7 protein-coding genes and 1 pseudogene are annotated in these 16,034 nt (G+C 40.6%); all 8 read right to left on the bottom strand.

What is annotated here, in order from left to right:
- Positions 1-146: 146 nt before the first annotated feature.
- The gene (locus ACFIKJ_RS02945) at positions 147-5,105 is read right to left on the bottom strand and encodes a DEAD/DEAH box helicase (protein ID WP_375670237.1); all 4,959 of its coding nucleotides are present in this window, start codon (positions 5,103-5,105) and stop codon (positions 147-149) included.
- Between the two features lie 969 nt (positions 5,106-6,074).
- A complete protein-coding gene (locus ACFIKJ_RS02950; RefSeq protein WP_375625214.1) occupies positions 6,075-8,084 on the bottom strand; it encodes a MacB family efflux pump subunit in 2,010 nt (669 codons plus the stop codon).
- A 3-nt stretch (positions 8,085-8,087) separates the two neighbouring features.
- Positions 8,088-9,314: an efflux RND transporter periplasmic adaptor subunit gene (locus tag ACFIKJ_RS02955; RefSeq protein ID WP_375625213.1), complete on the bottom strand. Its 1,227-nt coding sequence runs from the start codon at positions 9,312-9,314 to the stop codon at positions 8,088-8,090.
- Positions 9,311-10,792 carry an efflux transporter outer membrane subunit gene (locus ACFIKJ_RS02960; protein ID WP_375670238.1) on the bottom strand — a complete coding sequence of 494 codons (1,482 nt, stop codon included), beginning with the start codon at positions 10,790-10,792 and terminating at the stop codon, positions 9,311-9,313. Before ACFIKJ_RS02960 ends, ACFIKJ_RS02955 begins: the two co-directional genes overlap by 4 nt.
- A gap of 61 nt (positions 10,793-10,853) precedes the next feature.
- Positions 10,854-11,669: an exodeoxyribonuclease III gene (locus ACFIKJ_RS02965; protein WP_375653566.1), complete on the bottom strand. Its 816-nt coding sequence runs from the start codon at positions 11,667-11,669 to the stop codon at positions 10,854-10,856.
- Positions 11,670-11,699: 30 nt separating this feature from the next.
- Positions 11,700-12,308, bottom strand: a complete 609-nt coding sequence (locus ACFIKJ_RS02970) for an outer membrane lipoprotein carrier protein LolA (protein WP_375651709.1) — start codon at positions 12,306-12,308, stop codon at positions 11,700-11,702.
- A 121-nt stretch (positions 12,309-12,429) separates the two neighbouring features.
- Positions 12,430-12,677 (bottom strand): annotated as a pseudogene (locus ACFIKJ_RS02975) (DNA translocase FtsK); the annotation flags it as partial.
- A 731-nt stretch (positions 12,678-13,408) separates the two neighbouring features.
- Entirely contained in the window at positions 13,409-15,850 is a 2,442-nt protein-coding gene (locus ACFIKJ_RS02980; RefSeq protein WP_375651708.1) for a DNA translocase FtsK 4TM domain-containing protein, read from the bottom strand.
- Between the last annotated feature and the right edge of the window lie 184 nt (positions 15,851-16,034).

Genomic DNA, 16,034 nt, shown 5'->3' on the forward strand with positions numbered 1-16,034 from the left:
TCACAAGGGAAGAGAGCCTGCGTGGCGTAAAACTGTACAAGAAAGGCATGCCTCTTATGTACCGTCTCAAGTGCCAAGAGCTGTCGCAATACCCACGAGCTGGCAAATTATATGATAGTGCCAGTTTGTTACGACACAGCGCTGTTTTACCGCACAATGGATAACTTCACTTTTTCAGTTTCTCTCACTTCCAATTTTGGAAGACTGCGCACAATTTTCATTGTTTCCAAGCTTACTGTAATAACCCGCTGAAACAATTCCAATGGATAAGCTGGATTACCCACCGTTTCAACAGCATAGCGATTAGCATCATTAACAAGACCGCTCGCTTTGTCCGTTTTGACAATCTGCCGTTCCATAACCCATTCAAGAGCAGACCTGCCATTGACCACATAATCATAAGCTTCAAGAGGAATATTCTGCATCGTGATATGCGCATTATAAACCACGGTGCTTTTGTCAATAGCACCACGCTTACCAGCAAATTTCATCACCTCAACACGATAGAAACTCTTCTCATCAGAAATCATCCAAGTTCTTGGATCACCCTGTTTATAGGTAATGGGATAGGGCTCAACCTCCTCATAATTCATATGCAAATCACCAAGCTTTCGCCCCGCTGTTACAAAAGCCCAAAAATCCTCTACCTTTTTAACTGTTGGGATACGTGGCAATTGTTTGAACAAATTATGTGCATAACGCGCACGATAATCTTCTGAATGCAAAATCCCATAAACATAATAAAACAAATCATCCTTTGTTATCATTTCACCAGGATATGCTGCATTAAAATAAGCCAACCCTTCATCCGTGAGAGCATCACGCCGCTCTAAACCAGTTTCTTTGCTTTCCTCTGCAAAATTTGCAAATAAATGAACCTGCTCTTCCTTTTTATTTTTCAAGGACGCAGAATCCTCATAAACATACCGTGGAAAACACTGACCTTTTTCCATTGCATCTAAGCTAGGCAAAACCCTGCTCATAAGGACAGAAAAACCACTGCTTGCTCCTATACCGGTAACTTGTATTACCCTATTCTCAACCGCTTGCTTCATAGGAAATATACGCGGCATTTGATAAACTCTCTCATTAAAGATGCGGTTATAATAAAGCCATTGCTGTGTAAAAGGACGATGAAGACCTTGAATTAAGCAATCACTTTCAAATTCAGAAAACTTTCCTCTTACCAGTTCTTCTTTAAGACTACTGCTCCAACTAATCTTTTTGGCATCCGTGTTAACAAAATCATTCACGGCATTCGCACGCGCCTTGCGATCAGCATGTGTGTAGGCATTATTAAAACGCTCTACTTCACCGTTATAAAAAGTAATCATATTGCTCATATTTTTCGCTAAAACTTCACGGCTTGAGTTGTATGCCCAAGCATCACGACCAGTTTGTATACCACGAGAAAAAATTTTGAATAGCTTTTTATCACTGCCCTTCTTATCACCTAAGGCTAGAAATTTTTCAAAATCATTGTTGCGCTGATCCAGCCAATCACCATGCTCATCTGGTGTAATCATCTGCCAACCGTGTTCACACTTGATACCACCAACACTACTCAACCGCTGAAGTTGAGATAATTTCTCTTTTGTCGTGAGATTATCACCAATATCGTAATAATGAATTTTGCACTGCTCCGTAACATTTGGATTTTTAACAAATAGTGTAACAGCAATTCCTGTCATGCTTCCACTGCCGAAAACATTTTGCCCTTCTTGAGCACGTCCTTTGCTCAACATATTTTTGCGAATATCACCACGCAAATTGAGAACATAAATGCTCGAGAATTCTTCACTCAATTCTTTTCGTAAGCCATTCGTAGAGTATCCATTGATAAAACCTGAATTTGTCACAAAACCAATAACACCACAGTCTTTTATGCGATCACTTGCCCACCGAATGGCACGAATATAACTGTCATAAAGTCCATTAACATTGCTTGCTTTGGATTGAGCGGCATAGGTTTCACGAATGCGACGATCCAATTTAGGATAGGCAATATTTTGTGCATTGTCGTTTTCACTTTTTTGTCCAGAAGAATAAGGGGGGTTGCCAACAATAACACGAATATCCAGTTCCTTCTGGTGTGCCCGACGTGTACTGTTATCCACCAGCAAATCACTGATCAGGTCTTTTTCTTGCTCATAAAGCTGGAATGTATCGGTCAAACAAATTCCCTCAAACGGAACATAACCTCCCCCCATCAGACCATGATAGGTTGTCTCAATATTAATGGCTGCAATATAATAGGCTAAAAGCACAATTTCATTGGCATGAATTTCATGACAAAATTTTTGTTTCATCTCCTCTGGTTTTATCAAACCCGATTGCAAAAGCCGCGTGATAAAAGTCCCCGTTCCTGTAAAGGGATCCATGATGTGCACACCCGATGAGCCAAGCGTTTGCGCAAACTCTTGCTCTAAGACATCATTGACAGAGTGCAAAATAAAATCCACAACCTCAACGGGAGTATAAACAATGCCTAGTTTTTCTACAGTGCGTGGAAAAGCATAACGAAAAAACTTATCATAAAGCTCTATAATTAACCTCTGTTTTGCTTTTGGATCCGTAATGCCACTGGCGCGTAATTTTACACTTGCGTAAAATTTTTCCAGATCTTTGGATTCCTTATCAAGATTCGCCTTATCAAGCACATCAAGAATACGCTGCATAGCACGCGAGACAGGATTTTCACGTGTGAACTGATACTCCTCAAACAACACCTGAAAGACAGGACGCGTGATAATATGTTGTGCCAACATCTCAATCGCATCAGCCTCTGTAATCGCATCATTTAAATCATCACGAAGTTCTGCCATAAATCTGTCAAAGGCTTGACGTGCCTCAGTATCTGGCTCTGCCAGAATACCTGTTAAACGCGTAATATGATTCTTAGCAATTTCAGCAATGTTGCTCGCCCAATCTTCCCAATAATCACGTGTCCCACATTTCTTGACGATCTTTGCCAAAATCGCACGAGAAATTTCATCCACCGGGAAAGAAAACTCCTTGTTTAGCTGATCTGTACGAGTTAAATCATATTCCGGTGCTCCAATTCCCGCTCGTGCAGGCTGTGAGCGTAGTGGAAGATTGTCTACAACAGCTGTAACAGCCTGTAACTCCGTGCTCTGTGTGACGCCAATAATCTCAATCACATTGCTGATATCTTGGCTCAGCGATGCCTTATTAATCGTCGCATCAAAACGATCATCATGCGCACGCAAAGCATTTAAAATTTGCCAAACAACCCGATATTTATCATTGTTGTTCAAAGCCTGTTCCACTGGAATCCCAGAGGGAATGCCAATTGGCAAAATGACATACCCCATCTTTTTGCCCTCAGACCGACGCATCACCCGCCCAACCGCTTGCACAACATCAATCTGGCTCTTACGTGGATTTAAAAACATGATCGCATCCAGAGCCGGAACATCCACCCCCTCAGACAAACACCGTGCATTGGTCAAAATACGACAAACATCTTCACCACTATCAGCTTTCAGCCAATCAAGTAATGCACCACGATCCTTCGCATTGAAAGTGCCATCAACATGCTCAATTTCACACTTCAGAAAGTGCTCATTTTCCGTATCCTCTTTCGTATAATCAAGATATTCTCTAACAACCGCAGAAAATTCATCACGCACCAGTTCAGAACTTTTAATAGTTTTACAAAACGCTAAAGCACGACGCATGGGGTGTGGATCCGCACCAACATCAGCCTTCAGATCTTGTTTTGTCAGCGCCTTATAACAGCCAATAATCTTCGTTGCATCATCAAGAACAAGCTCAGACTGGTCATCACTAAGACGCTTCTGAACAGCGGAACTGACCAATTTTTCGTCCACTGCTAAGACAATAACCTTATAATCTGTTAAAAGATCATTCTGTACTGCCCAAGAAAAACCCCGATAAAAAAGTGTTTTACCAAAAAGCTTTTCATCATCCATCGAAGCAAGAACGGCATTAACCTCATTCGCACGACTTTTTGCGTTATCACCAAAAATGCGTGGTGTCGCTGTCATATAAAGGCGCTTCTTGGCACGAATAACATCATTAGAATGCACCTTAACAAAATTGGATTCATCCTCTCCAACCAGCGTTGCCCCTGTTGTACGGTGCGCTTCATCACAAATGATAAGATCAAATATTGGCAAACCATACTTTTTCTGAGCATCCGCAACCACCTGAATCGAATGATAGGTTGCAAACACAACGCTCATCCTATCTGCAACACTCTTACCCGCCTGTTCTGCAAGTTTAGCAGCATCGGTTGTCGCCGGAAAAGCAAGATCAAACACATCAATTTCAGCAACATCATCACTATTTTTACGACGCTTTCCCACTTGTGTATCTGAACAGACAGCAAAGGATCTCAATCCAATTTCTGCATCCGTTGTCCATTCACGAACCGTCTGTGACATCAGTGCCAAGGAAGGAACAAGAAACAAAACAAACTTGCCTTCACCCGCAAAATCCTCAGCAATTTTAAGACTGGTAAATGTCTTACCAGTACCACAAGCCATAATAAGCTTACCCCGATCTGCTTGAGCAAGCCCAGCACGCACATCACGCAACGCCTCCTGCTGATGTGGACGGATTTTCTTTTTATCCTCCAACACAATTTTGCCTTGGGCTGCAAAAGTTTCCCAACGGATCGGACTTTGTTGTATATCGGAAAGATTAATCCGTATAACGGGAATATCCTGCCCCCGTATCATTGTTTCAGCGTTATCACTCCAAGCACTTTCAGTACTATCTATAATAACACGCCGCTTGAATGGAGCTTTCCCTGATGCCGAAATAAAACTATCAATATCTGCTTTTTTAATCCGATATGCGGCATCATAAAATTTACATTGGATTGCCGCAAAACCCTCTTCATTACGAATCTTTGCCACAAGATCGATACCAGTATCACGACCATCCCAATCATTTTCACGAGCCCAATCTTTAAAGGTTTGAACCTTTTCATAACATCCAGACTGAAGAGGATCATGTGTCAGATAAGCAAGAGCAAAACGCTCAAAATACGTACCTTTGTCCCGTTCGGTACGCGCTTCGTCACGATATGTCTGTAAAAGCGATTGCAGCGTCATGCTTCCCCCCAATGAAAAATACTTTCAACTATCGAGTCTAGCCAAACTGGTTAATGCCTATTGTTTCACCCAAAAGACTTTAGATAACTCGATTTACTGAATAAACCGACTATTTAATAATGGAATATGTACTAAGCAAAACAAATGAATAAAGTTTTACTTATCAGCAAAAGAGTGGAATCTGCTTCCTACTCATCTCTGATAAATATCATGTAATCACTTACAAAAATGTAGAGATTTACTTTATTATTTGGGTGAGCTTCTTCTTGATATTTATCTATTGAAAGAGTATAAGTTCATACTCAGAAGGTGCTAAACGCAATAAAAGCATATCATAAAACCAATTACCAGCTATACCAATACACATAATAATGAATGCAGTAATTAACATTCCCAGCAACATGAGCCCGTAAGTGCATTCATCTCATTCTCCCTACAAAATTGGAGCTTCGTGAAAACCTATATCTCCGTCGCATAAAGCCATAAAGAATCTTAAAACCAAACGTTACCAATACCAACGCCCCTCCCTTTGCCATACAATTTGTGACAAAAAACAGGGGCACGAATAAACAAAAGGAAAAGGAAAACTATAGAAGACCAACTCGCCTCGTATACCCGTTCGTTTTTTTGAGATATAAGCTGTTTTTCGTTTAAATTTTCTTCTTTTTTATCTTGTTTGTTAACAGATATACACTCCCCTTCCCCTCTTAACTTTTAGGTTAAAATCCTAAAGTTATCGCGCCTTGTATTTTGTATAGTTATAAAAATACAAGGGAAATTTATTCATGATACGTTGGGCCGTAAAACGTCATCCTTTAACGTTATATAGAGCACGCTCCACTTAACGAATAAAGCGTTTTCTAAAATGGAACAGCGAATAATGCTAAACTTTTCCTATCTATGTTTCGCTTCATAAACGCTTCTTCCAAGTGGAAAACATCTCAACAAATATGCTCCAATTGATAAAGCTTAATCGCGTGAAAGAGCGACAACAGGATCAAGCCGTGAAGCTTGCCGCGCTGGAGAAAAGCCAAAACATATTCCAATGAGGGTCGAAAAAGTAAGGGATAGGATGATCGAATCAATCGTATAAACCAAGTGGATAGGCGCCTTAAACAGAAGAAATAAACCACCGATAGAAAGCCCAAACAGAATCCCCAAACCACCACCAATGACACAAACCAAAACCGCTTCAATGAGAAACTGCTGCAAAATATCACTTTGGCGTGCACCAACTGCCATACGCACACCAATTTCATTGATCCGCTCAGAAACGGTGACCAGCATAATATTCATCACCCCAATACCACCCACAATCAGGGAAATCGCTGCAATTGAAGAAATTAAAAGTGTTAAGATATGTGTACTCTCCATGATACGTTCACGAAAGAATTCTGAATTTCTAATGAAAAAATCCTCTCCACCATGCCGCATAATGAGAAAACGTTTCACCATGTTTTCCGCTAAATGTGAATCGACATCATCAGCAATCCTAACGGTAATCGCACGAACTTCTGTTGTGCCAAGAAAACGCGTTTGCACTGTTGTATAGGGCAAATAAAGCTGTAATGTATTTGATGTATTTCCATTTGCGTTATTTTGTGAATCAACAACACCAATAATACGTGCTGGAACATTACCCACAAGCACCACTTTGCCAAGGGGGCTTTCATGGCTATGGGGAAAAAGAACAGACAATGCTTCTTTCTCAATCACGAGATCAACCGCCCGATCCTGCACACTTTTTTGATCAAAAAACTGTCCTTTGAAAACCTTAAGCCCCTGTGTCTGAAAGAATTGTTCTCCCACCCCCACAATGACGGCATTGACTTCAACTGCACCAAAACGCACTTTCGAGCTTGTTGAAATCTGAGGTGTTACACCAGAAACATAAGGTAACCCAGACAATGCTTCTGCATCAGCTTCAACAAGAGTTGTTATTTTCTCTGCTTGTGGATCAGAAAAACTTTTGCCAGGTAAAATTGTTAATGTATTAGCACCCAAGCTTTTAAAATTTTCCAAAATTTTCTCTCGTGTACCATTTCCCAAAGCGACCATAGCAATAATCGCCCCAATACCGATAATCACCCCAAGCATTGTTAAAAAAGTTCGCATTCGATGTGCATTCATTGCCAACAAAGCCATAACAAATGCCTCACGAAAACGTTCAACAAAAGACCGAAAAGAGCCAAGCTGTTGTTTAACTTTTAGTGTCTGTTTTTCGTAAAAAGACTGACTATCCGTTTTTATCTTTGCCCCCGCTGCTCTTTTCTTCGCAACCTTTGTCATACTGTCAGCAATAATTTCTCCATCACTGATTTCGATAATACGCTCCGCTCTTTTGGCCACCTGCATATCGTGAGTTACAATGATAATAGTACGACCTTCTTGATGAAGCTCATCCAAAATACGCAACACTTCCTGTCCACTCTGTTTATCCAGTGCACCTGTTGGCTCATCGGCAAGAATAACCTCCGCATTATTCATCAACGCTCGAGCAATAGACACCCGTTGTTGTTGACCACCTGAGAGTTGATTTGGACGATGATTCACCCGATCGCCCATGCCCAAGCGCGTTAAAAGATCTTGTGCACGCTTTTTCCTTGCTTCCACAGCACATCCTGCATAAATAGCCGGAATTTCAACATTCCCAAGAGCTGTCAATTCATTCAACAAATGATAGCGCTGGAAAATAAAACCAAAATGATTGCGCCGCAAAGCCGACAATTCATCAGCTGAAAGAGAGGCTGTTTCTTTCCCTGCAATCCAATAACGACCAGAAGTTGCCCGATCAAGACAGCCTAAGATATTCATTAATGTAGATTTTCCTGAACCAGAAGCTCCCACAATCGCTACCATTTCACCGCGCTTAATGGTAAGATTGATATCCTTCAAAACAGTAACAAATGTTTCGCCCGCTGGAAATTTACGTACAATATTTTCCAACACAAGGACAGCATCTGCTTGGTTTGTGTTCATGGCTTAAATCTCGTCTTCACTATGCACGTCAGAAGGTTCTGGCATCACCCCATCAGGCGAGCCGGTGATAACAACATCACCCTCATTAAGTCCTGAAACAATCTCTGCCATCACTTTATTATTCAAACCAACGCTCACCTGTTTAGTAACCACCTTGTTCCCCCCCTCCAAAACAGAAACCCATGCCTTATGCTCTTTTGTCTCATCGCGTAAAGCATCGCTTGGAACCAACAAAACATTTTGAGCACGCCCTAAGATAATATGAACTTGAGCAGTCATATAGGTTCGCAAAAAATTGTCCGCATTATCAACATGTAAAATTCCGTTATAATAAATAGCTGATGAGATTAAAGCACTAGACCCCCCTACCATACCAGGATTAATACTCACATCAGCACGAATTGCTTCAGGAGCCGGCTCTATCTTTTCTAAAACGCCCTCATAACGACGCTGCGAATTCCCTAAAACTGTAAAATAAAGTGGTTGTCCAGCTTGAACTTTAAGAACATCAGCTTCTGAAATTTGCGCCTTGATCGTCATCTTTGACAAATCGCCCAAAATAACAATTGTTGGCGCCGACTGAACCGCATTCACATTCTGTCCTTCTTCCACAACTGTTGCCAAAACCGTTCCCGCTGAAGGAGCAATGATGCGTGTATAACCTAAATTGACCTCTGCACTATCCACATCAATTTGTGCTTGCACAATCTGCTGTTGAAGTTGAGCAATTTGTGCCTCACGTATTTTTACTTGTGTCGCAGCATCATCGAGATTAGCCCGTGAAACCGCACGTGACTCGATCATTTTTTTCTGACGTGCTAAATTTTTCTGCGCAAGAGAAAGATGGGCTTCTTGTTCTACCAAACTCGCATAATAGTGAGATAATGCTGCTTTTTTTCTTTTTAAATCATTTTCTTGATCTGTAGGATCAATTTCTGCCAAGAGATCGCCTTCTTTCACAACACTCCCAGGAGAAACGCGCATTGACACCACACGCCCTGTTGCACGCGCACCAACAGCCACCAACCGATAAGGACGTACAAGACCAGAAGCTAAAACACTTTCCTCAATATCCCCACGCTTCACCACCGCAGTTATATAAGTTGGGCTAGATGTTCCAAAAACAACAGAACGCAACCATAAAAACAAGAGAAGAAGAAATATAGCAGCTAAAAAGAAAGAAAGTTTTTTGTGTTTTGTAATGAAATTTTTGAGTAGACTTTTTTTCATTTTCCTACCTTTGCACGCGAACGAGGTGCACCATCAACGACTTCCGGACGTGATACATCAACAACGCCATCCCAGCCCCCCCCCAATGCTTTCATCAACGTGATATATTGCGTAACCAAAGAAACACGGCTATCTTTAAGTGCCATTTGTGCAGAATAATAAGAGCGATCAGCGTTTAACAATTCAAGAAAACTGGTATTTCCATTCTCAAAAAGACTCCGTGAAAGTTTTAAGGAATGAAGAGAAGCTTTATTCGCAATGATCAGCTTTTCTAAGCGTTGATGTTCTTTAGTTAATCTTACCAGCGCATTTTCTACATCTTCTAAAGCTCCCAAAACAGCAGCCCGATAAGTAATAAAAGCTTGATCACGCTGTGCACGCGCTACCGCAATAGAAGCCTCAACCTGACCTCCATTAAAAAAAGGAAAACGCAAACCAGGCCCAAAAGACCAACCAATCGTTGAATTTTTCCATAACTGATCTATCGCCGTTGCGGCTGTCGAAATATTACCTGTTAAAGTAAGTGAGGGATAGCGATCTGCTTCACGTTGACCAATCCGCGCTGTCGCTTGCGCATATTGACGCTCTGCCCGTCGTAAATCCGGACGTGTTAACAAAATATCAGCTGGAATTCCTGCTGGTATCGGCCAGTGCGGTTGTGGAATCTTTGTATGCTTAGCATTTTTTTGTAAAAGAGCCTTCAATGCCGTAGGCACACGACCAGTTAAGACAGAAAGACGATGAACGCTCATTGCTAAATTCGCTTCCATCTGTGATATATCTGCTTCTGTATTTGCCATTTGTGCTTGCGCATTTGAAACATCGAGCTCAGAAACATCACCAGCTGTTAATCTAGCACGCATCAATTCATAGGTTTTACGTTGTGATACTGCAATTTGCCGCACAATTAACAATTTCTGTTGCCAACCACGCATTTGTACATAATTTGTTGCCACATCTCCTAACAATGTCACCATGGTAGCGCGCATATCTTCCACAGCCGCATCAAGACCATAACGCGCTGCTTCAACCGCTCGTTTATGCCCACCAAAAAAATCAAGCTCCCAGCTTGCGTCAAAACCACTATGATATTGGTTTAACAATGCATCAGACTGTCCAGAATAACTACGGGTTCCTGAAATTGAATTGGACACATTTGGCAAAAGAGTTCCCACAACCTGTCCTAAACCCGCACGTGCCTCACGTACCCGAGCTTTGGCAACAGCAACATTATTATTTCCAGAAATCGCATAATCCATTAATGCATCTAGAACAGGGTCATTCAAACGCCGCCACCATCCGGCAAGCGCAACTGGCTGTCCTGCAGTCTGTGCAGATTTTTCTCCCCAAACTGCTGGAACACGAAAAGATGTTTTCTGGTAATTAGGACCAACCATACATCCTGACAAAAGCAAACACAACAAGACACAAGAAAGTAATCCACGAGAAGCGCCCCTTTTGAGATTTCTGATATACATCTAGTCTCCCGCATTCTTTCAGAATCATTATTTAATATTAATACTTTATTTACCTCTTATTTCAAACTTGACGTGAAAAATCAAATACAGTTTGCACAGGAATATGATCTGAAGGGCGTTCCCATCCGCGCGCATCACGAAAAATCGAAAGATCTACAACAAAAGGTGCTAAATCAGGAGAAGACCAAACATGATCAAGCCGCCGTCCATAATCGGTAAATGCCCAATCGCGTGCACGATAACTCCACCATGTATAAAGCTTGGTAGGAGCAGGAATATGAAACCGCATCAGATCAACCCATCCACCTTGACAACACAAGTCCTGTAAACGCTCGGTTTCAATGGGAGTATGGCTTACAACCTTCAACAATTGCTGATGAGACCAAACATCCTCTGCCAAAGGAGCAATATTTAAATCGCCCACCAAAAGAGAAGAAAGACCATCTCCTTGATCCGCACGTATAGAGGACATTTCTTCTAAAAAATCAAGCTTATGCCGAAATTTTTCATTCACATCAGCATCTGGAATATCTCCCCCAGCAGGAACATAAAAATTATGAATCCGCAAGCTTCTCCCATGGGCTTCCACAATAACTGAGATATAGCGGCAATCTTGGTTTTGGCAAAAGAAACGCTTTTCTACCTTTTTAAAAGGCAAACGAGAAATAATAGCCACCCCGTTATAAGATTTTTGTCCACTCAATGCGATATGCTTATAACCCGCTGCTTCAAAAGCCCCCACTGGAAATAAAGCATCTGGACATTTTGTTTCCTGTAGACACAAAACATCTGCGGAAAAGAGTTCCAAATACTGAAAAACCTGTGCAAGACGCAAACGAATAGAATTAATATTCCAAGTTGCAATACGAAATAACATCCATTTCAATCCCAATGAAACAACACCGCACTATTTCTTCGAAGGAAGTGCAAACATTCCATTAGCGAAACGGACGTCTGTCCGCACATTCATAATCTGCACAGTAGTTTCCAAATTTTGTTGGTCAACAATTGTCCACTGCCGCAAAGCAGAGCCTTTAGAATCAAAAACCATCCTTATTTGCCCTGCCCCAATCGTTTTATCACGCAGAACAATCGTCACAGCCCCTGGATCTTCGCGAAATGCCAACAAGCGCCCAGAAGATATATCAATTTTATCAGCCAACAGAAACTTCATTGGCGTTTGCGAAAGTTGTGAAAAGTTCCAAGTATTCAAAGCCCGATTGTTAATACCTACAAATTGGCCATCTGCAATAATCTGTAAAGGCATTTTCTTATAAATAAAACGAATTTTCCCTGGGCGCTCTAAATAAAATGTCCCTTGGGACATTTTTCCCTTTGGACTAAACTGAATAAAATCACCCGTCATTGTTTTGATTGCCGCAAAGTGATTTACAACATTTTGCGCCTTTATCACTTTATTAGACGCTTGCGAAAAAACAGGAAAAGTTAAACACCAAAAGATAATAATTCCCACCAACCCAAAGACTCTTCTTTGCGGAAAAAAAGACGTTTTCATAAAAAATGCTCCCAAGCAATGTTTAATTGACTTTATAATTTATAACTTAAGTGATCAACGATGAATAAATACCCTTCTTTATAAAATAAAGATATTGTTTGAAAAAAATATCAAAATATTTTTAACAGTATTCTTCTTCGACAATCTCCAAAACTTTTTGCTTACCCATATCATTTGCTGGACTAATAATGCCTTCTTCTTCCATCTTTTCAATCAATGTTGCGGCACGGTTATAACCAATACCTAAACAATGTTGAATATGAGAAGTTGAAGCACAATAGCAACAGCTTGACTATAGGGATCATCTGCTAAAGAAAAAGCCAAAGAAACATCCTTCTTTATTGCCTGCGGTATCGTTTCCAAATAATCAGTCTGCGTTTAAATTTCCGAAGGCATTCAAATTTCCCGCTTTTCTGCTGATTTTCTAAACGCATAATATATTCTTTATATATTCTTTCCCACCCCTAATCTGTGAAGCAATATAAATTATAGTCAATACATAACGGATTAAGTACTAAACATATATTGCTCGCGAACCTGAAAACTCCTTTAAGTGGCAAAAATGCTTTTTTGACTTCCTTCCAATCCAAAAGAATAAAAATTTTCACTCGAACCAGTCTGTAAACAGTTTGGAGTTTAGCAGATTTCACTTGGCTTCCCACCCCATATGATTCATCTATATAAGGCTCCACAGATAAGCCTTGCCCCTAAATATTTAGAGCGCACTTAAAAAGACACTTAAATATCAAGCCTTACATGCTTTTATACCCCTACACTCGCAATAACATTATTTTATACCAAGATATTGATTTATAATAAATTATCTTTTTAACTTAAATCATAACGCCAAATACAGGAAGATTCTCTCATCACATACTCTCTCATATTGAATCAATTCAAATCATTTGCTTGCACGTTACAAGCAAGGTTGGTGTATGGATAAAAGTTATATGAGATAAAGAATCCCCTTATAAAGAGTCTCAAGTGCCAAGGAGCTATCGCAAATCGAGAACTGATATATGAAAATACAGACTTTCTACGATACAGTAGGATAAACACTTGTTTTATAAGATGTTATAGAAAGCAACTATAAAGATTTTTCAAAAGCGTTCTTCTTCGGCAGGCACTAAAATTTCTCGTTTCCCTGCGTGATTTGCTGGACTAATGATACCTTCTTCTTCCATCCTCTCAATCAGTGTCGCAGCACGATTGTAACCAATGCCTAAACGGCGTTGAATATAAGAAGTCGAAGCCTTACGATCACGAAGCACAATAGCAACAGCTTGGCTATAGGGATCATCTTCTGAAGGAGAAGCTAAAGAAACATCAGCACCATCCTCTTCAACTTCTTGCGTAATTGTTTCCAAATAATCAGGTCGTGCTTGCGCTTTGAGATGCGCAACAACCTGCTCCACTTCATCATCTGCAACAAAAGGACCATGCACACGTTGAACACGTCCTCCTCCCATCATAAAGAGCATATCTCCTTGTCCCAATAATTGCTCAGCCCCCTGTTCGCCCAAAATTGTTCGGCTATCGATTTTTGAACTTACAGAAAAAGAAATACGTGTAGGAAAATTGGCTTTGATCGTCCCAGTAATAACATCGACAGAAGGACGCTGCGTCGCCATAATCACGTGGATACCGGCAGCACGTGCCATTTGTGCCAAGCGTTGAACCGCGCCTTCAATGTCTTTACCAGCAACCATCATCAAATCAGCCATTTCATCAATAATGACAACAATATAGGGCATAGGACTAAAATCAAGTGTTTCCGTTTCATAAAGAGGCTCACCGGTCTCGCGATCAAATCCAACTTGAATTGTCCGCGCCATTGTCTCTCCCTGACTTGCTGCTTCCCTAAGACGTGCATTAAACCCATCAATATTACGAACGCCTAATTTTGACATTTTACTATAGCGCTCTTCCATTTCACGAACAGCCCACTTTAAAGCAATCACGGCTTTTTTAGGATCTGTCACCACGGGTGTTAATAAATGAGGAATGCCATCATAAACCGAAAGCTCAAGCATTTTCGGATCCACCATAATGAGACGACATTGTTCAGGTGTCATACGATAAAGCAATGATAAAATCATTGTATTGATAGCAACAGACTTTCCCGATCCTGTTGTACCAGCAACCAAAAGATGGGGCATTTTTGCTAAATCTGCAATAACAGCTTCCCCCCCGATTGTCTTACCTAAAGCAAGTCCTAGCTTTGCTTTGCTGTCAATAAATTCTTGCGCCTGCAACATTTCTCGTAAATAAACCATCTCACGCTTTGCATTAGGCAATTCTATTCCAATCACATTGCGTCCTGGAACCACCGCAACACGCGCTGAAATCGCACGCATCGAGCGTGCAATATCATCTGCCAAACCAATAATACGGGAAGACTTAATGCCAGCAGCCGGTTCAAATTCATACAAAGTCACCACAGGTCCAGGACAAGCATCAATAATTTGCCCTTTAACTCCAAAATCTAACAAAACCCCTTCAAGTTCCTGAGAATTTGCTCTTAAAACAGCAGGAGAAAGTTTTGCATCTCTAACAGACGGCGGTGGAACCGAAAGATAATCTACAAGAGGAAGAACAAAACCACCATTTGAAGAAGCTGTTAAAGACTTTCGATTTTTAACAGAAGAAACATAGGTTTTATTTTGATTTTCCTCACACTTTACTTTTTCACCCAAAAAAGTTGGCTCAATCCGATCAAATGGCTTTCCTTGCACCTTACTCTGAAAACGCCTTTTGAAACAGAAAAAACGAAAGAAACGCGCTTGTAAAAAATAAAAAAGATGTAAAAGAGCGCCAAAAGTTGTCGCAAAAAAACCATGATTTTCACGATCCTCCTCTGCGGCATATTCCGTATCTTCTTCCAACTCAAAAATTGGATTAACGATTTCGTCTTTGGGAATGCTTTTTTCTTTTCTTTTCTTTGTTCGACGCCGCCATATCACATTGCCAGCAAAAGCAGCAGTGAAAAAACCTAAAAGAATAAAAACAACACTGAAAAACACCGTGTAAAGAGGAGAAAGAAAAAGAGGAAAAACTGAAGAAGCAACACTTAAAGCTTTATCTCCTAAAACCCCTCCCAATCCCATTGGCAATGGCCAATAAGTAAAAGAAGCAACAGGTGACATAAGGGCAAAAGCAATTAAAAAACAAATCGTTGATAGCGCCCATAAAAAAAAGCGCAAAGTCAAATTGTAGATATTCTTTTGCGCCAACAAGAGAAAAGACCAAAATAATGGCGGTAACAAAACAGCAAGACTTGCCAAGCCAAAAAACTGCATAATAAAATCTGAAAAAATTGCCCCCATCCACCCCATAAGGTTTGTAACCTCATTTGTACTTGCATGGGTTAAAGATGGATCCTCAACATTCCACGTCGCCAAAGCAAATACACAAAAAATAATAAAGCCCAAAAGCCCAAGCCCAATAAATACCCCTATCTGACGTAAAAACATCTCAATAAGACGCGAACCTTGAGAATTTCGCACTTCTAATGAATCATAAGGAGAAGAACTTCGGTGCATCTATCAATTCCAAATACAAAACTTTCATATTTTAAAGAGTTATAACTCTCTCTCGTAAAAAAGGATGAAGCTTAAACTCTGTGCCAATCTGTAAACAAATAGCCTGTAAACAATCCGGCTTTTTATCTAGTCTAGCGCATTCTACCTTCTAACCACTTCATATCACTCATACATCACCACCCTA

The organism is Bartonella sp. PS7NMGDW (assembly GCF_042193585.1).
GTDB classification, from domain to species: Bacteria; Pseudomonadota; Alphaproteobacteria; order Rhizobiales; family Rhizobiaceae; genus Bartonella; species Bartonella grahamii.